The organism is Alcaligenes sp. CHO6 (assembly GCF_037120595.1).
Taxonomy (GTDB): Bacteria; Pseudomonadota; Gammaproteobacteria; order Burkholderiales; family Burkholderiaceae_B; genus Alcaligenes; species Alcaligenes ammonioxydans.
Map to the genome: position 1 here is coordinate 931,653 of NZ_JBANCI010000001.1, position 18,242 is coordinate 949,894.

General features: G+C 57.2%; 17 protein-coding genes. 11 read left to right on the plus strand and 6 right to left on the minus strand.

Annotated features, from left to right (window positions below):
- Nucleotides 1-9: 9 nt before the first annotated feature.
- A complete protein-coding gene (ppsR, locus tag V6936_RS04360; protein ID WP_003799769.1) occupies nt 10-843 on the minus strand; it encodes a posphoenolpyruvate synthetase regulatory kinase/phosphorylase PpsR in 834 nt (277 codons plus the stop codon).
- Nucleotides 844-1,012: 169 nt separating this feature from the next.
- Here ppsR and ppsA point away from each other — a divergent pair, with 169 nt between their 5' ends.
- Nucleotides 1,013-3,379, plus strand: coding sequence for a phosphoenolpyruvate synthase (gene ppsA / locus V6936_RS04365; protein WP_003799770.1), 2,367 nt, complete (start codon nt 1,013-1,015; stop codon nt 3,377-3,379).
- Between the two features lie 436 nt (nt 3,380-3,815).
- Here ppsA and V6936_RS04370 read toward each other — a convergent pair whose 3' ends face one another.
- Complete coding sequence (locus tag V6936_RS04370; RefSeq protein ID WP_336579472.1) at nt 3,816-4,457, minus strand: TetR/AcrR family transcriptional regulator; 642 nt, start codon at nt 4,455-4,457, stop codon at nt 3,816-3,818.
- A 342-nt stretch (nt 4,458-4,799) separates the two neighbouring features.
- Here V6936_RS04370 and V6936_RS04375 point away from each other — a divergent pair, with 342 nt between their 5' ends.
- The gene (locus V6936_RS04375; RefSeq protein WP_003799776.1) at nt 4,800-6,110 is read left to right on the plus strand and encodes an NAD(P)/FAD-dependent oxidoreductase; all 1,311 of its coding nucleotides are present in this window, start codon (nt 4,800-4,802) and stop codon (nt 6,108-6,110) included.
- A gap of 32 nt (nt 6,111-6,142) precedes the next feature.
- Here V6936_RS04375 and smpB read toward each other — a convergent pair whose 3' ends face one another.
- Complete coding sequence (smpB, locus tag V6936_RS04380) at nt 6,143-6,607, minus strand: SsrA-binding protein SmpB (RefSeq protein WP_003799781.1); 465 nt, start codon at nt 6,605-6,607, stop codon at nt 6,143-6,145.
- Between the two features lie 59 nt (nt 6,608-6,666).
- Between smpB and V6936_RS04385 the strand changes: the two genes are divergently transcribed.
- From V6936_RS04385 to mmsB, 5 genes are all read left to right on the plus strand, one after another.
- A complete protein-coding gene (locus V6936_RS04385; RefSeq protein ID WP_003799783.1) occupies nt 6,667-7,101 on the plus strand; it encodes a type II toxin-antitoxin system RatA family toxin in 435 nt (144 codons plus the stop codon).
- Complete coding sequence (locus V6936_RS04390) at nt 7,094-7,447, plus strand: RnfH family protein (protein WP_003799785.1); 354 nt, start codon at nt 7,094-7,096, stop codon at nt 7,445-7,447. The genes V6936_RS04385 and V6936_RS04390 overlap by 8 nt, the downstream gene beginning before the upstream one ends.
- 149 nt (nt 7,448-7,596) lie before the next feature.
- Nucleotides 7,597-8,745, plus strand: coding sequence for an acyl-CoA dehydrogenase family protein (locus tag V6936_RS04395; RefSeq protein WP_059317602.1), 1,149 nt, complete (start codon nt 7,597-7,599; stop codon nt 8,743-8,745).
- A complete protein-coding gene (locus V6936_RS04400) occupies nt 8,742-9,869 on the plus strand; it encodes an enoyl-CoA hydratase/isomerase family protein (protein ID WP_059317603.1) in 1,128 nt (375 codons plus the stop codon). The genes V6936_RS04395 and V6936_RS04400 overlap by 4 nt, the downstream gene beginning before the upstream one ends.
- 58 nt (nt 9,870-9,927) lie before the next feature.
- Nucleotides 9,928-10,824, plus strand: coding sequence for a 3-hydroxyisobutyrate dehydrogenase (gene mmsB / locus V6936_RS04405; protein ID WP_336579473.1), 897 nt, complete (start codon nt 9,928-9,930; stop codon nt 10,822-10,824).
- Here the strand turns inward: mmsB and ygfZ are convergent.
- Nucleotides 10,799-11,722: a CAF17-like 4Fe-4S cluster assembly/insertion protein YgfZ gene (gene ygfZ / locus V6936_RS04410; RefSeq protein WP_336579474.1), complete on the minus strand. Its 924-nt coding sequence runs from the start codon at nt 11,720-11,722 to the stop codon at nt 10,799-10,801. The two genes, mmsB and ygfZ, sit on opposite strands and share 26 nt — an antisense overlap.
- 202 nt (nt 11,723-11,924) lie before the next feature.
- Here ygfZ and mltG point away from each other — a divergent pair, with 202 nt between their 5' ends.
- Nucleotides 11,925-12,932 carry an endolytic transglycosylase MltG gene (gene mltG / locus V6936_RS04415; RefSeq protein WP_003799795.1) on the plus strand — a complete coding sequence of 336 codons (1,008 nt, stop codon included), beginning with the start codon at nt 11,925-11,927 and terminating at the stop codon, nt 12,930-12,932.
- Between the two features lie 86 nt (nt 12,933-13,018).
- Here the strand turns inward: mltG and V6936_RS04420 are convergent, their stop codons facing one another.
- On the minus strand, nt 13,019-13,828 hold the full coding sequence (locus tag V6936_RS04420) for a deoxynucleotide monophosphate kinase family protein (RefSeq protein WP_003799796.1): 810 nt from the start codon (nt 13,826-13,828) through the stop codon (nt 13,019-13,021).
- A gap of 136 nt (nt 13,829-13,964) precedes the next feature.
- Here V6936_RS04420 and holB point away from each other — a divergent pair, with 136 nt between their 5' ends.
- The 3 genes from holB to V6936_RS04435 all read left to right on the plus strand — a co-directional run bounded on the left by holB (nt 13,965) and on the right by V6936_RS04435 (nt 17,143).
- On the plus strand, nt 13,965-15,014 hold the full coding sequence (gene holB / locus V6936_RS04425; RefSeq protein WP_003799797.1) for a DNA polymerase III subunit delta': 1,050 nt from the start codon (nt 13,965-13,967) through the stop codon (nt 15,012-15,014).
- Nucleotides 15,015-15,031: 17 nt separating this feature from the next.
- Nucleotides 15,032-15,802 carry a TatD family hydrolase gene (locus V6936_RS04430; RefSeq protein WP_059317606.1) on the plus strand — a complete coding sequence of 257 codons (771 nt, stop codon included), beginning with the start codon at nt 15,032-15,034 and terminating at the stop codon, nt 15,800-15,802.
- Nucleotides 15,803-16,246: 444 nt separating this feature from the next.
- Complete coding sequence (locus V6936_RS04435; protein ID WP_336579475.1) at nt 16,247-17,143, plus strand: ankyrin repeat domain-containing protein; 897 nt, start codon at nt 16,247-16,249, stop codon at nt 17,141-17,143.
- A 160-nt stretch (nt 17,144-17,303) separates the two neighbouring features.
- Here the strand turns inward: V6936_RS04435 and V6936_RS04440 are convergent, their stop codons facing one another.
- Nucleotides 17,304-18,143, minus strand: coding sequence for a DUF2789 family protein (locus V6936_RS04440; protein ID WP_131070595.1), 840 nt, complete (start codon nt 18,141-18,143; stop codon nt 17,304-17,306).
- Nucleotides 18,144-18,242: the final 99 nt, after the last annotated feature.

Here is an 18,242-nt window from a genome sequence, read left to right on the forward strand (position 1 = left end):
GCGTCGACTTCAGTAAGAACGGCGGTCCAAACCTACATCATCCAGAATCTTGGTGGAGATTTCCTCAATCGATTTGGTCGTGGTCGACAACCAAGGGATGCCTTCCATGCGCATCAGGCGTTCTGCCTCGGCGACTTCCATGCGGCACTGCTCAATCGAGGCGTACTTGCTGTCGGGACGACGTTCATTGCGCACTTCGGACAGGCGGTCCGGATGAATGGATAAACCAAAGATCTTTTTTCGGTAGGGGGCCAGGGTGGCTGGCAGGGTGCCGCGCTGAAAGTCTTCCGGAATCAGCGGGTAATTGGCGGCCTTGACAGCGTACTGCATGGCCAAGTACAAGCTGGTCGGGGTTTTGCCGCAGCGTGACACGCCCACCAGAATCACATCGGCTTGTTCCAGGCCATTCACATACTGGCCATCGTCGTGGGCCAGGCTGAAGTTGATGGCTTCAATGCGGCTGTTATAGCGCTTGGACATGCCGCCCGAGTGCGAACGGCCTACGGAACGGCTGGATTTCACGCCCAGGGCACGCTCAATGTGTCGTACAAAGGCACCAAACAAATCCAGGAAAGTGCAGTTGGCCGCGCCAATGATGTGGGCCATCTTGGGGTCGACCAAGGTGCTGAACACCAGGGGCTGCTGACCCTGGTCCTGGGCACACTGATTGATGCGGTCTGCGACAGACTGGGCTTTCTCGATGGTGTCGATGAAGGGAATCCGGACGGCCTGAAATTCGAATTGAGCGAATTGCGACAGGACGGAGTTGCTGAAAGTTTCGGCGGTAATGCCCGTGCTGTCGGAAACGACAAAGACGGTACGCTCAATAGGAGAAGAAGACATGGAATAAGTCGTGCACAAAGCTCGGGAAACGGTACAATTTGCAAGATTACCATTTACCGCTCGAATCGGGGTATGGAAAGGCAGGTTTGCTTAAGACAGATTGCACAGACACCGCTGTGACGGTCCCTGTCTTAAGCAAACACGCTTTTTTTTCTATTCAAGGTGACTTATGTCTTACGTAATTGGTTTCGACAAGCTCCGCATGACGGACGTCGACACAGTAGGCGGTAAAAACGCCTCGCTGGGTGAAATGATCAGCCAACTGGCCGATGCCGGTGTGCGCGTGCCAGGTGGTTTTGCCACCACAGCCGAAGCATTCCGCGTTTTCCTGAAAAACAACGATCTGGACAAGCGCATTCAGCAGCGTCTGGACGCTTTGGATGCCGACGACGTTCGTGAACTGGCTGCGGCCGGTGCCGAAATCCGTCAGTGGATCATCGACACGCCGTTCCCGGCCGAGTTTGAAAAAGCCGTACGTGAGGCGTTTGCCGAGCTGGACGCTGACGGCAAGGGTTCCTTTGCCGTGCGTTCGTCCGCCACCGCCGAAGACTTGCCTGATGCTTCCTTTGCCGGTCAGCAGGAAACCTACCTGAACGTGGTGGGCATCGACGAGGTGCTGAGCAAGATTCACCACGTGTTTGCTTCCCTGTACAACGACCGCGCTATTTCTTACCGCGTCCACAAGGGCTACGCCCACGCTGAAGTGGCTCTGTCTGCGGGTATTCAGCGTATGGTGCGCTCGGACAAGGGCAGCGCTGGTGTGATGTTCACCCTGGACACGGAATCGGGCTTCAAGGACGTCGTCTTTTTGACTTCCTCCTACGGTCTGGGCGAAACCGTGGTTCAAGGTTCGGTCAATCCGGACGAGTTCTACGTGTACAAGCCAACCCTGGCTTCCGGTCACTACCCCATCATCAGCCGTCGTATCGGCTCCAAGCTGATCAAGATGGAATTTGACGAAAGTCGTACCACCGATCACGCTGTGCGTACCGTGGACGTACCTGTGTCCGAGCGCAATCGTTACTCCCTGAGCGACGAAGAAGTGATCGAACTGGCCCGTTACGCCACCATCATTGAAAAACACTACCAGCGTCCTATGGACATTGAGTGGGGCCGTGATGGCATCGATGGCAAGATCTACATCCTGCAAGCCCGTCCCGAGACTGTGAAGTCCCAGCAAGGCAGCAACGATGTGCAAGAGCGTTACCGCCTGAAAGCCACGGGCGAGGTGCTGGTCACTGGCCGCGCCATTGGCCAGAAGATCGGCTCGGGTAAAGTCCGCATCGTGGCTGACGCCTCCGAGATGGATCTGGTCAAACCCGGCGACGTGCTGGTGACTGACATGACGGACCCCAACTGGGAACCCATCATGAAGCTGGCGTCGGCTATTGTCACCAACCGTGGCGGCCGTACCTGCCACGCTGCGATTATTGCTCGCGAACTGGGCATCCCCGCCGTGGTCGGTTGCAACAACGCCACCGACGTGCTGAAAGAAGGTCAGGAAGTGACGGTGTCGTGTGCGGAAGGCGACGAAGGCCGTATTTACGACGGTCTGCTGGAAACCGAGATCGAAGAAGTCAGCTGGGGCCAGATGCCCGAGATCGGTCTGAAAATCATGATGAACGTGGGTAACCCACAACTGGCTTTCGATTTCTCGCAAATCCCCAACGATGGTGTGGGTCTGGCTCGTCTGGAATTCATCATCAACAACAACATCGCCATTCACCCCAAGGCGGTTCTGGACTACCCGAATGTGGATAGCGACCTGAAAAAGGCGGTGGAATCGGCTGCTCGTGGCTACGCCAGCCCACGTGCTTTCTTCGTGGAGAAACTGGCTGAAGGTATCGCGACCCTGGCCGCTTCCTTCTACCCCAAGCCCGTCATTGTGCGTTTGTCGGACTTCAAGTCCAACGAATACCGCAAGCTGGTGGGTGGTTCGCGCTACGAGCCCGAGGAAGAGAATCCCATGCTGGGCTTCCGCGGTGTGGCTCGCTACCTGTCCGAAGACTTCGCAGAATGCTTCAAGATGGAATGCGAAGCCCTGAAGAAAGTGCGTGACGAAATGGGTCTGACCAACGTCGAGATCATGGTGCCATTTGTGCGTACCCTGGGTCAGGCAGAGCGTGTGGTTGATCTGCTGGCTTCCCACGGTCTGGCTCGTGGCGAAAACGGCCTGCGCCTGATCATGATGTGCGAAGTACCTTCCAACGCCATTTTGGCCGACAAGTTCCTGCAATACTTTGACGGATTCTCCATCGGTTCCAACGATATGACTCAGTTGACTTTGGGTCTGGATCGCGACTCCGGTATGGAACTGCTGGCTGCCGACTTCGACGAGCGCGACGAGGCGGTGAAGTTCATGCTGAGCCGTGCCATCAAGGCATGTCTGGCCCAGAACAAATACGTTGGTATTTGCGGCCAAGGCCCCAGCGACCATCCTGATCTGGCCAAGTGGCTGAGCGAAGAGGGCATTATTTCGCTGTCGCTGAACCCTGACACGGTTGTGGACACCTGGCAGCGTCTGGCCAAGGCTTAAGTCCTGATTCCTGCCAGCGTCTGCCTGGCAGGGTGCTGGCGGAAGCCAGTGGCTAAGCGCCACAACAACACCTCGGTGTGCAATAGGCAGGCCGGGGTGTTGTTGCATCTGGGGGCAGGGTTATCTTGCTGGCGGTTCAATCCCTGTGAGTGACTTTGCTTTTGCCTTAGCCGCTCCTTCGATATTGCGAAACGTCTCTGTAGGCCGCTACGGTTTTTCAACGCACCGTTCGCGAACACGGACACGGTCAGGCCTAGGAGGGGCAGTTCCTTATCGATCGGACAGGGTAGAGGGAGGGAGGGGTGTAAGCCCCTTTGCTAGGCTGCCTTCGCGCAGAGGGCGGGCTCGGTGTGTGGGGTGCGTGTGCCGGGTTGGCGGCGCAAAGACGCTGCGGGCGGCGCAGCGTAGTCGGGTAGGTTTCCAGGAAGCCAGTGTCTTAACTGGCTGGGTCAAGCTGATAAACGTGTAGGAACATATCCAGAATGTGTTCGGTTTCGTTTTGAATGCGTTCTTCGTTCCAGGGCTCCATGGCTCCCATGAGCAGCAGCACAATCTCGCTTTCACTCAGGCAGCGAAAGTGTTCCACCATTAAGGTCGGGTCCAGCTTGCGCAGGGTGCCGCGCTCGATGTGGCGGGCAAAAAAACGCTTCACACCATCCCAGATCTGGTCGTCCAGCATGTCCATGAAGCGCTTGCCAATATCGCTATGGCCACCTACCGAAACTACAATACGTAGCAGTTGAGCCGTTTGCTTCGAGTACAGGTTGCTCAACATGGGAAGCAGGAAACGCCGCAACTCCTCGCGAATATCACCTTCATAGTCCAGCTTGGTCAGGACCTGCTCGGTAAATCTCTGGGCTCCCGTCAGCAGGACAGCCAGCAAGAGGTCTTCTTTGGAGGGGAAGTAATTGTAGAGCGTGCCCTTGGAACCGCCTGCCAATGCGGCGATTTGGGACATGGACGTAGCCTCAAAACCATTCTCACGAAAAACCTCGGAAGCGACTTCCAGGATTTTGTCGCGGCGTTCGCGCCCCTTTCGAGTCGCACGTTGGGATTTTCGGGGAACATCGTCATGCATAGTGGCAGGCAGAAAGGAAGTGAACAGGACAAAGTCAGCATCATACCGTATCAATGGCTGTTGTGCTGCTGCCCTATTTCGATCGTTAAGGGAAGGCAAGACTAACGTCCCGATTTTACGCCATGCACCACGCAAAGACGTATTTCTTTGCGTCAGTCTTTGATCTGCTACCCATTCAGGCCTCTAAAAACAGCACGGGTCCTTGGCGGTCCACAAGCTCGTCTGGCTGAGTGACCCAGATCGTGTTTGCGTATCGCTATAGTCCTTATCTGTTTTGATTTAAAGTATAAGGCGACGGTTCTGATACTCTCTTTGCTTGAGGTAAGTCCCAAGGAGTTTTGGATGTCTACTACGCAGCCGTATCAAGTGGTAATCGTTGGGGGTGGGGCAGGTGGGCTGGAGCTGGCCGCCAAGCTGGGGCGTCAGTTCGGGCGCCAACATATCTTTTTGGTCGATAAAGACAGCGACCATATCTGGAAGCCGTCCTTGCATGAGGTTGCTGCGGGCACCTTGGATATTCATCGCGAGGGCCTGTCGTATTTCATGCTGGCGCGCGATTGTGGCTTTACCTTTATTCAAGGTGAGATGACCGGCATAGACCGTGCCCGACGCACGATCACGCTGGCCCCGGTTCTGGGGCCCGATCATGACGAGGTCTTTCCCGAGCGCAGCCTGAGCTACGGCACCTTGGTGATGGCTGTGGGTAGCAAATCGAATTTTTTCAATACGCCGGGCACCCATGAGCATGCGCTGGCGCTGGACTCGACACATCAGGCCGAGCGTTTTCGTTTGAAGTTGCTCAATGAACTGATCAGTGTGACCCGTCGCGCGCAGCGAGAACCGGGGGCGCCACTCTATATCAATATTGTGGGGGGCGGGGCAACCGGGGTGGAACTGGCCGCTGAGCTGCTCGAGGCTCGTGCGGATTTGAGTATTTACAGTATTCCAGGCAGCAGTTCTGACCGCGAGGTGTGCATTACCCTGTTGGAAGGTGCTGATCGTATTCTTTCAGCCTTGCCGCCCAAACTGTCTGCCACCGCGCAAAGTTTGCTGGCGCAGCGTGGCGTGGCCGTGCGTACCTCGGTCAGGGTCAGCCGAGTGGCCGCTGATTACATTGAGGACGCGCAAGGGGGGCAGTATCCCAATGATCTCTGCGTCTGGGCGGCTGGAATTGAAGCCCCCGCCTTTTTGGCGCAGTTGGGTCTGCCCGTTAACCGAATCAATCAACTGGTGCTCGATGCCTGCCTGGCCACGCCGGACCCTTACATCTGGGCCTTGGGAGACTGCGCACAGGTGCCATGGGACAAAGAGGGTCAGTTTTTGCCTGCCCGTGCCCAGGTCGCTCACCAGCAAGCCAGCTATTTGCGCAAGCGGCTGGCGGCACGCATTCAGGGCAGGCCGGTTGATGAAGCGCCCTTTGTTTACAAGGATTATGGTTCGCTGGTATCGGTGGGCCACAGTCGCGGTGTCGGCAGCCTGATGGGGGTGCTGTCCGGCAAAAGCTGGTTTGTGGAAGGGCTGCTGGCGCGCATCATGTACATGAGCCTGCACCTGATGCATTACATGGCGATTTTGGGGTTTGCACGTACCGCAACCCTGGCTTTGGGCCGCTTGCTCAGCAAACGGGCCGCCCCTCGTGTTAAATTACATTGAGATTTAGAACAAAACGGGCTTTTCAGCCCGTTTTATTCATTTGTCTTACGGCGGGTGTCGTGTTTCATCAAGCGTTCTTGTTCGCGCTTCCAGTCTTTGTCGCGGGAGACATCACGTTTATCGTGCAGTTTTTTACCGCGCCCCAGACCGAAGTCCAGCTTGATACGACCTTTTTTGTAGTGGAGGTTCAGGGGAACCAGGGCGTAACCGCGCTGCTCAACCTTGCCGATCAGTTTACTGATCTCCTCGGCTTTGAGCAGCAGTTTACGGGTACGAGTCGCGTCGGGCCGGATATGGGTTGAGGCGGTGGGCAAGGCACTGACGTGCATGCCCAAAATAAACAACTCGCCCTCGCGCACGATGACATAGCTTTCTTTGAGCTGGACATGCCCAGCCCGGATCGCCTTGACCTCCCAGCCTTCCAGGACCAGACCGGCCTCAAAGCGCTCTTCGATAAAGTATTCGTGGGTAGCCTTGCGATTATCAACAATACTCATGAATTAATTGCCAACCATAGATTGTAAAATCAGAACATTCTATCTATTAACCAGACCTGATGCATACAGTAAAACGCTCCGTCCTTCTTCCTTATAGCTGCGAACAGATGTTTGACCTGGTTGCAGAGGTGGAAAAATACCCTGAGTTCATGCCTTGGTGTGGTGGCGCCAGTGTCAGCCAGCGCGACGAAAAGGGGATGGAAGCCTCAGTCACCATCAGCATCGCGGGTATTCGCCAGACCTTCACCACCCGTAACGAACACGACTATCCTAACCGCATTGTGCTGCGCCTGGTCAAAGGGCCGTTTTCTGCCCTGACGGGGGACTGGCAGTTTACGCCCTTGGGGGAAGACGGGTGCAAGATCGTGTTCACCATGGAGTACGAGTTTTCCAGTCGCGCCCTGGAGATGGTGGTCGGTCCCATTTTCAACCGTGTTGCCAACAGTTTCATCGACTCCTTCACCCGTCGCGCACAAGAGGTGTACGGTGACTGAATTATCCGTTAGCGTTGTGGTGGCAACCCAGGCCCAGGTCTGGAAAGCCGCCTTGCGCTTGCCGGCTGGCAGTTGTGTGCGTGACGCTTTGCTACAGGCCGGTATTGCGCAAGGATTGCGTGAATGTGGCTTGCCGCCCCTGGATGAGGCGTCGAGCCTGGAGGGCTTGAAGGTCGGCGTCTATGGCCAGCGCTGTCAGCTCGATCAGGTGTTGCGTGATCAGGATCGCGTTGAGATCTACCGTGAACTGGTCTTTGACCCCATGGACTCCCGCCGCCGCCGCTATGCGCACAAGCTGGCGGCTCGCGCTGCTGCCCGACCCCGCCGCAAGCCCGTCCGCGCCTAGTTCTTCTGCGCCTGCGCGTCAGGCCGCTACTTTCGGCTAGACTGTCGCCTCCTGCCTTGCACTGCCCCCTATGAAACGGCTGATTGTCATCAGCACGACAACTAAAGGGGGCAGCTCGCATTATGGTGGGTAAAAATAAGGAGACGGACATGATACTGACAGACGATCAGAACGCGTTTGCGCAAGCGGCTCGCGAGTTTGCGCAAGGTGAGCTGGCACCCCATGCGGCGCATTGGGACGAGGAACAGATTTTCCCGATCGAGGCCTTCCGTAAAGCGGGTGAATTGGGTTTTTGCGGCTTGTATGCTCCGGAGTCCATCGGCGGCCTGGGGCTGGGGCGTCTGGAGTCCAGCCTGGTGTTTGAGGAAATGGCGGCGGTTGATCCCTCGACCACGGCATTTCTGACGATCCACAATATGGTGACCTGGATGGTTGGCACCTGGGGCACGGATGAGGTCAAGTCCCAATGGGGCGAACTGCTCAGCAGCGGACAGAAACTGGGCTCATATTGCTTGACAGAGCCTGGTTCGGGTTCGGATGCGGCGTCGCTGCGTACCCGTGCCGAGCGTGACGGCAATGACTATCTGATCAGTGGCAGCAAGGCCTTTATTTCCGGAGCGGGCGATACCGATGTGCTGGTGGTGATGGCCCGTACCGGAGGCGGTGGTCCCAAAGGCATTTCGGCTTTTGTGGTTCCTGCGGATGCGGCGGGTATTACCTATGGTCGCAAAGAACTGAAAATGGGCTGGAACAGTCAGTCCACGCGCGGCATTACCTTTGAGCGCGTGCGCGTTCCTGCCTCGGCCATGCTGGGCCAGGAAGGCGAGGGCTTCAAACTGGCCATGAAGGGCCTGGACGGTGGGCGCATCAATATCGCCTGCTGCTCGGTAGGCGCCGCCCAAGGCGCTTATGATGCGGCCCGTCAGTATATGCAGGAGCGCCGCCAGTTCGGCAAGCCGCTGGATCAGTTTCAGGCGCTGCAGTTCAAATTGTCCGATATCCTGACCAGCGTTGTGGCTGCCCGCCAAATGGTGCGGCTGGCGGCCTCTCATCTGGACGCCGGTAGCAGCCAGGCCAGTACCTACTGCGCCATGGCCAAACGTATGGCCACCGATCTGGGTTTTCAGGCCTGCGTGGATGCGCAACAGCTGTTTGGCGGTTATGGTTACCTGAAGGATTATCCTGTCGAGCGTCTGGTGCGCGATACGCGGGTGCATCAGATACTGGAAGGCACCAACGAGATCATGCGTGTCATCATTGCACGACAAATCATTGATCTTGGAGCTGATATTCGATGACGGATTCTGTTTTGTTTGATCGGCTGCCCGGCCAGAACGGGAAGGCGATCGGTGTTGCTACGCTGAACCGCCCGCAAGCCCTGAATGGACTTAATCTGGAAATGTGCCAGCTGCTGTTCAAGCAGTTTCAGGAATGGGCGCAGGACGCCAGTATTGCCATGATCGTCTTGCGCGGTGCCGGAGAAAAGGCGCTGTGCGCAGGGGGCGATCTGCATTCGCTGTACGCCTCGATGCAAAAGAACCAGGGGGGCTCGGCCTGGAATAATGAGTATGCCCGCGAATTTTTCGATGTGGAGTACCGCCTGGACTATCTGATCCATACCTTCCCCAAGCCGATTTTGTGCTGGGGTGACGGTATCGTGATGGGTGGGGGCGTGGGCCTGTTCAACGGCGCCAGCCATCGTGTGGTGACAGATACCACGCGTTTTGCCATGCCCGAGATCTCCATTGGTCTGTTCCCGGATGTGGGCGGTACCTGGATGCTGTCGCATCTGCCTGCGGGGATCGGCCATTTCCTGGCCCTGAGCGGCGCGCAAATCAACGCCTCGGACTGCCTGTTCCTGGGCTTGGCGGATGCGTACTTGCCACGAGCGCATTTCGACGCCTTGCTCAAGGCCCTGCAAGCCACGGATTGGTCTGATGAACGCGCTGCTCGTGACAGCAGCCTGCATCAGGTCCTGCGCACTCTGGCAGAGGGCGCTCGCCCCGATAGCGGCCCACTGGAGCAAAATTACGCCATGCTGCGTGATGTCTGCGCCAGCCGTGAATTTGAACGCATGACACAGGCTCTGCAGCAGTGGCAGGATAGTGCCGACCCCTGGCTGTCGCGTGCTGCACAAACCTTCGCCAAAGGGGCTCCTGGTTCGGCTCGCTTGTCCTTTGAGCTACTGGAGCGCGTGCACCACCTGTCCTTGGCCGATGTTTTCCGTCTGGAATACATCGTCTCGCTCCAGTGTGGCGTGCAAGGCGATTTCCAGGAAGGCATACGCGCACTGCTGATTGACAAGGACAAACAGCCACGCTGGAATCCGGCGTCACTGGAACAGGCCGATGCCCGCTGGGTGGAACGCTTTTTTGTTCCGGCGTGGCCTGCAGACAGGACTCATCCCTTGGCTGACCTGTAATTCAGGCAGACCGCTGCGGCGCCTGACGGCGCCGTTTTCATAATGACGAGGAGACAAAATGAGTAACACGATTGCATTTATCGGGCTGGGCCATATGGGCAAACCCATGGCGCTGAATCTGCTCAAAGCCGGTCATCGTTTGAAAGTCTTTGACCTGAATGCGGAAGCCATGAAGGAATTGCAGGCGGCGGGGGCGCAGGTGGGCGAGTCAGCCGCGCAAATCGCCAAAGAGGCACAGATGGTCTTTACCATGCTGCCCGCTGGCCGCCATGTTCGTCAGGTTTACGAGGTCGAGAACGGCTTGCTGCAGGCGGTGGCCCCGGGCACGGTGCTGGTCGATTGCAGCACGATTGATGCGCAAACCAGCCAGGATCTGGCGGCCAAGGCAGCCAAGCTGGGCTTGTTGATGCTGGATGCGCCTGTCTCCGGTGGTACGGGTGGCGCAATTGCCGGTACCTTGACCTTTATGGTTGGGGGTGAGGATCAGGCGCTGGAAAAGGCGCGTCCTTATCTGGATGCGATGGGCAAGAACATTTTCCACGCCGGTAAAGCCGGTGCGGGTCAGGTTGCCAAGATTTGCAACAATATGCTGTTGGGAATTTTAATGGCGGGTACCGCTGAAGCCTTGGCGCTGGGCGTTGCCCATGGTCTGGACCCTGCCGTGTTGTCGTCCATCATGGCGCGCAGCTCGGGGCGCAACTGGGCCACCGAACTGTACAACCCATGGCCCGGTGTCATGCCGGATGTGCCGGCCTCGCGTGACTATCAGGGGGGCTTTGCCACCGGTCTGATGCTCAAAGACCTGGGTCTGGCTGCGGATGCTGCCGTGAGCCAAAATAGCGCGACGCCGTTAGGCGAACTGGCCCGTAACCTGTTCGCCTTGCATGCGGCCCAGGGTCAGAATGCCGGACTGGATTTTTCCAGCATTCTTAATTTGTACCGTCAGAGGCGCTAAGTTCTGGGAGAGCGTAGGGCAGGGGCTGCAATTCCAGTGCCTGTCCTTGCTCCAGTTGAAACTGGCCTTGCTCCAGGTCCGCCAGTACCACTTCCATCAAGACATACAGACGCTGCTGCTGGGCCTGCCAGGCACGATTAATGATACGGGCGGCAACGATCGGCTCGGCCCCTCCCTCGGACGGGACTAAGAATACGTCTGCTGCTTCCTGGCCCGCAGGGGGCGCATCCAGCCGGTCCGTGCGGGCGGCCATCATGCGACGCTTGATGGTGCCCCGATAGTGGCTGCGCGCCACGACCTCCTGGCCGGGATAACAGCCTTTTTTGAAGTTGATCCCGTCGATCAGGTCCAGGTTCAGGGTCTGGGGAATGAACAGGTCCTGCGTAGCGGCGCTGATCCAGGGCAAGCCCGCCAAAATATCTGCTGTTTCCCAAAGGCCTTCAGAAGCCTGCGCGTTCGCATCTTGCTGCGAAGAAATCCGCCAGTGCCGATTCATGCCCTCCAGCGTGCCGGGGGCTTGAATCAGGGTGTCGCCACCCTCGCGCTGCAAATTCCAGACGGCTTGGGCGGCAGATTGATCGGCCACACCATAAACCTGCAATTCGGCCAGGCTGATGGTGACCTTGCTGCGCAGCACGAACATGCGCAGGCGCTTGATCAGCGCTTCGCTGAGATCACGACGCACCAGAGCAAATACGGTGTCGGTCGCTTCGCGCCAGAGCACCAGGGTCGCCAGGCTGCGCCCTTTGGCGGTGCAGTAGGCGGCCAGACAGGCACGATCGGCAGCCAGATGCTCCAGGTCATTGCTGACTTGGGCATGAAGAAAGGAGACGGCATCCGCTCCCTGAAACTGGAGGACGCACAAATCGGGCAAGGTGAACGAGAGAGGGGCAGACATTCCGGTCATGGCTGAGCGAAAGAATAAATTTAAACATCAATCATACCGTGGGTAGGGCCTGTTCCAGGCTCATATCCCCGCTGACAACAGGGCATGTGCGTGTTCGCGTGTTAAGGGGACGATCGGCGCACGTCATTTCCATGCCGCCTTGTGACACATCGTCAAGAACAGGCCGCCCCATTCTGTTTACAATAGCGCTCGCATGAAAAAAAACGTCAAAATCTTCTCTGCCCTGTTGGGCCTTGTGGTGGTTGCCGCCTGTGTTCTCGCGGGTGGCGCCTGGTATTGGGCCAAGAAGCTGCCCGTGAACATGAGTGCTGAACGCATTGATTATGTGGTCCCTGCCGGTTCAGGGCCGCGTGCGATTGCGCGCAGCATGCAGCAGGCTGGCATTGATATCCAGGAGGACGCCTTCGTCTGGATGGCGCGCCTGACGGGTCTGGATACCTCGCTGCAGGCCGGCGCCTATGAGGCGGTGCGTGGTGATACCCCCTGGACAGTGATGGAGCGGATGTCCAGCGGCAATATGCTGCAGACCCGCCTGACCATTCCGGAGGGGTGGACCTATCAGCGCATTCGTGACACGCTGGCGAACAACCCGCAGGTTCGACAGACCTTGGGCGAGGTCAGCGATGCCGATTTGTTAAGCCGCCTGGGTGTTGAAGTCGGACATCCCGAAGGTTTGTTTTACCCCGATACCTATGTCTTTGTTCCGGGTACGGCTGACGTGGATATCTTGCGACGCGGTTTTCTGGCCCAGCAGGAGCTCTTGGAGCAGTTATGGGCCGACCGTGATCCTGATTTGCCGTTGAAAACGCCTTATGAGGCGCTGATCATGGCCTCCATTGTGGAACGTGAGACGGGTCACAGCCAGGATCGGGCGCGAGTGGCGGGGGTGTTCATGAACCGCTTGCGCGTGGGTATGCCTTTGCAGACGGATCCGACGGTGATTTATGGAATGGGTTCAGCCTATGAGGGTCGTATCCGCAAGCGTGATTTGACAACCGATACGCCCTGGAACACGTACACTCGTGCGGGTCTGCCGCCCACTCCGATCGCCAGTCCGGGCAAGGCCTCCTTATTGGCGACTTTGCATCCGGAAAAGCACGATTTTTACTATTTTGTGTCGCGGGGTGACGGTACCAGCGAGTTCTCGGCCAATCTGGCGGCGCATAACCGGGCCGTGGCCAAGTACATTCTCAAGCGTTAGCGCCAGAGTGCAAGACAGGCCGGCGCTCGATGAAGGAAGGCCGGCCATGGCAGATCCTGTCCGACCGGGGCCGAGCTGGCGGCCTCTTACGCCAGCAAGCCGTGGCGCTGGGTAAATCCGCGCCAGAGGTCATGGACCTTGTTTGCCAGCTCTGGCAAGCCGGCATCGTTTCGGATCAGGTAGTCTTGCGGGGCACGCGCGATCCCCCATTCCGAGGAGTGCTGGCTGATGACCGGGTTGCCAGGGCGTTCAATATGCCATATCTCCCCGCCATTTTGACGGATGAAGTCGGCTTCGTTTTCGTAGCGAATATCTTTAATCAGCAGGCAGCGTGCCTGGCTCATATCCGGTAGCTGGTGGCTCGGTGCACGCAGGGGCAAGGCCTGACGGCGTTGCTCGAAGTCGGGATACTGCGACAGGACCCGGCTGCGCAGGTGTTCAACGGCCTGACGTGGACTGAGTCCCCAAAAGCTGTCCACACGGTCGGCTTGCTCGCCGTCCAACTGTTCGGCCGACAAGCCGTAAAGAGCGGGCAAAGCCAGGGCCCAGACCGAATAGTCCTGCGGTTTGCGAACCAGGGCGGCGCCTGGCCCGAACTTCAGCAGATGTTGGGCGCGGCGCAACCAGTGATCGGGATCGCGTTCGCGCATCCAGTCTGTTCCCAGCAACTGAAAGCACTGCCGCGGGGAGCGCTGCCATAGCGCGATAGGGACTTCTTTCAGGCTGTCGTCAGTCCAGGCCTGGGCGGGACTCAGGCCAAACAGCACCTCGCAGCCCATTTTGACAGGGTCGGCCAAGGCATAGGCAGCCAGTAAAGGGGTGTGGGCCAGCAAAAGATTGGCCACGGTATCTTTGCCTGAACGCGCTTTGGCGGCCAGCCCGATCAATAAGCTCACTTCATCATCCTTGGTAGTGGAGCAGGCATTTTACCGGTTCATATTACAATGTGCGCTGAGCCGTTCAGGCAAGGGAGACCATCTTGTCTTTCTGGCGTGAATCAGGCCTGTTGATGTGCAACCTTGAGGCAATACGGTGTCTGATAGTTTGACTTTTCTACCCTGGCAAATCGAGACGGCTCAGGCCTGGCTGGGTAATCGAGAGCGTTTTGCCCATGCCTGGCTGATCCATGGTCTGCCCGGTATCGGCAAGACGCAGTTCGCCCGGGCGGCTGGAGCCAGTTTATTGTGCGAGCAGCCTGTTCAGGGACTGGCTTGCGGCCACTGTCAGGCCTGTCAGTGGGTGCGTGGGGGCAATCACCCGGATTTGCGTCTGTTGCGTCCTGATGCGATTGCCTTGGAGGAGCAGGGACCCGACATGCAGGAGGGCGATCTGGCCAAGGACGCGGCAGCCCGTAAAAATCCGTCTCGGGAAATCCGGGTGGAGCAGTTGCGACAGTTGCAGCACTGGTTCAATACGGCCACGCATCGGGGAGGCTGGCGCGTCGCGGTCGTGTATCCGGCTCAGGCCTTGAATCTGGTGTCTGCCAATGCCTTGCTGAAGGTGTTGGAGGAACCGGCCGATCGTACTGTTTTTTTGCTGGTGGCCGATGCCCCCGATCGACTGCTGCCAACGCTTGTCTCACGCTGTCGCCGCTTGCCTTTGCCGGTACCGGATGCTCAGCAATCGGTGCAATGGCTGCAGCAGCAGGGGCTAGAGCACGCATCTGATTGGTTGGCAGCCTGGGGGGGAGCTCCCTTAAAGGCGTTCAGCGCCAGTGAGGCGATGCAGGCGCCGTGTCCGGACTGGCTCAGTGCCTGGATCGAGGGTGTCTTGAAAGCTGGCCGTGAAGCGGACTTGTCGCTGGCCGATACGCTGGAAAAACTTCCGGTTCAGGAATGGGTCGATCATTGGCAACGTTTGTTCGTTGATATTCAGTTAAGTGGTTTTGCCCAGTCGGCGCGTTACTATCCCTCGTTGCAAAAACAGATTGATGCGCTGGCGGCTCAGGCCAATTCGGCGGCCCTTACCGAAGCGCTCAAATGGCTGGCCCAGCAAAAGGCGCTGGGCAATCATCCGCTCAATGCTAAATTGTTGGTTCATCATGCCTTGGACCGCTTGCACCAGGCATGTCGTCGTGTTTAAGAAAAGTACCTCTCATCATGTTTGTTGATTCGCATTGCCATCTTAACTTTCCCGAACTTGCTGAAAATCTGGACGCCATTCTGGATAAGATGCGTCAGAACCAGGTGGGCTGTGCGCTAGTGGTCAGCGTCGATATGGACGACTGGCCCGGTTTGATGGAGTTGGTCCGTCCGCATACCCATTTGTTTGCCTCGGTCGGTGTACATCCGGACTACGAAAAGGTGACCGAGCCCACCGTGCAGGAGCTGGTGACGCTGGCTCAGGACCCGAAAGTCGTGGCTATCGGAGAGACGGGCCTGGATTACTACCGTTTGCAAGAGCCGTTGGAGTGGCAGCGCGAGCGCTTCCGTACCCATATACGGGCCAGTCGTGAATCGGGCCTGCCCTTGATTATTCATACGCGTTCAGCCAGTGAGGACACGATTGCGATCATGCGCCAGGAGCAGGCTCAGCTTGCGGGGGGCGTCATGCATTGCTTTACGGAAACCTGGGAAGTGGCGCAGGCGGCCCTGGACCTGAATTTCTACATTTCCTTCTCGGGCATCGTCACCTTCAAAAATGCCACCCAGCTCCAAGACGTGGCGCAACGGGTGCCGCTGGACCGCTTGCTGATTGAAACCGATTCGCCCTTTCTGGCTCCAGTTCCGTATCGAGGTAAAACCAATAATCCTGCTCTGGTCATTCATGTGGCCGAGAAGATTGCAGAATTGCGGGGTATTTCCGTCAAGGAGGTGGAAGAAGCCAGCACAGAGAATTTTTTCAGATTATTCAATAAGGTACGGCTCTAAGTTAATCTGAATGAGAGATTCGTTTATTACTCTGCGGGATTGAGTAGAGCATAGCCAGCAGAACGTGGGATGCCTTTTGATTCTTAGGCAATGTGTCAAATAGTCAGGCTAAGTGATTGATTTTAAATAAGTAGTGCCTGTGTTTTCGGGATGAGGCAAACGCGGATAAGCCCTCGCTCCAGACGGAGCAATAGGCGGTGACATTGACAAACAAGGCGGCGCGGTCATGCTAGTCACGCACGGCTTTGACGGGCTCCTCGTGTCTGAGACATGCTCAGGTTTTTTGATATTAAATTTCTGTTTATTATCAATTGCTTAGCGGATTTATATGATCCTTTTTCTGAGAAAATACCTACTGCCAAGAGGGAACGGCTTGAGATTCGAAAGAGCTTGTTTTTCCGCTTCAATACCTCATCAAGCACCTTAAGAAAAGGACTTAAGATAATGATTTTTAATAAAAAAGTAATAAGAAAGCCTGTTCTTTCCATGATGCTGCCTCTGGCCCTGCTGCTGTCCACCTCTGTGCAGGCGCAGGAGCCTGAGTTGGAAAGCCGGAACTGGTATTTGGCGCTGGAAAATGATCGCCCCAACATCATTGAGCAGGAGTTCATCAAAGGGGCGAACCCTAATGCGGTGGACTCCAAGGGCAATCCCTCTTTGATGCTGGCGATCCGCAACAAGTCCTGGAAAGTGGTGGATACCTTGCTGGCCAATCGCCAAACCAATGTGAACATTGAGAACGAGGCCCGTGAAACCCCCATGATGTATCTGGCCCTGATGGGGGAAACCGACCGTTTACGTGATTTGCAGGCACGAGGAGGGCAAGTGAACCGAGTGGGTTGGTCGCCCTTGCACTACGCAGCCTCTAAAGGCCATGAAGACACGGTACGCTACCTGCTGTCGCAAAAAGCGATTGTGAATGCGCCCGCACCCGACGGTACCAGTCCCTTGATGATGGCGGCCTTATCGGGCAAACGTGCGGTGGTGGATCTGTTATTGGCGGCCGGTGCAGACCCAGGCATGCAAAATGCCCAGGGTTTGAGCGCTGCAGACTGGGCGCGTTCAGCCAACCACGATCAATTGGCCGCCTATCTCGAACAGACGCTTGCCCGCAAGGCCGGCTCGACTCCTCCTCCCGCAGGATCATCTTCGGGAGAGAGTGTACAGACCTATGGTGTGCCCGAACGCGTGGAGCAGCCCGATCTTAATCGGGTCCAGACTGTCACGGTCGAGCCTGCCGCTTCGCCTGCGGCGGACAGTACAAGTCCTGCTCCCGCCGCTTCCAGTGGTACCAGTCGTTACTTTGATCTGGATCGTTTCGACAAGCCCGTTCAGCCTTAAGCCTTGGGCAATAAAAAAGGAGCCTTCAAGGCTCCTTTTTGCTGAGACGGCGAACTTGTAAGGCTTGCTGGTGCTGGTCCCACCGTTTTCTGTTGTACCTGTGCGTGTCGATTTGCTTTGTAAAAGCGATCAGGCCACCTGGCACTTCTGGCCGTGTCGGCTACGCGCTTGTTTGATGTGCTCTGCTTGGCTGGGAGGCCTGGACAAAACGGTGGAAACCCTGCAGATACGTGCTCAGCAGGTTCAGGGTGTGCTCATCGTGTAACGTGCCCGCTGCGTCAAAGGAGTTCTGTGCGCGAGACACCATCAAAGATCCCCCGCTGTAGAGGGACACACCCAACATTTTCAGTGTGGGCAGCCAGGCCGCCTGGGATGAAATCGTGCCAAATCCCCCCATGGAGGCACCGACCAACCCCGTTAAACGTCCTGAGAAAATGGCGTTCCTATCAGTGCGTGACAGCCAGTCAATGCCGTTCTTGAACACGCCGGGTACGCCATTGTTGTATTCGGGGGTGACCAGAAGGAGCGCGTCTGCATTCAGAATTTTTGCTTTCAAGCTCAGTACCGCCTCTGGAATGCCGTTGCTGCTTTCGAGATCGCCGTCATACAGGGGGATGCCGTGCAAGGTTGCCACTTCAACCGTCATGCCCTGAGGGGCCTGGGCTTGGGCTGCATGAGCCAAGGCGGTATTGAAAGAGCCCTGGCGCAGGCTCCCAGAGAGGGCCAGCACACGACAAGGCCTATCTGAACTTACGACGTCCCTGGTCTCACGCAGCGCTTCGCTGAGTTGATCAATGACCTGAATCCATTCGGGCGCATCCTGCAGGCGTTTTTCCCGAATGAAATCCGCCTGGGAGGCATCCCAAAAAGGGGCATCCGCCAGCAGGACGTCGTTGGGCAAGGGGCGGTGTTCGTTCAGAAAGCGGGCAATCGCCTCAGGTGAGTTCGGCAAACCCAATTGGGCAAACAGGTCGTGAAAGCGGAACAAATTATCAGACATGATGGCGGGACCAGGTAAAGAGGGAACAGGGCGCTGGCAGCAGGCTGGGTTTCGGATCGGCAGGGCAGCGATGCCGGGCTTGGGGTAGCGTGCAACAGC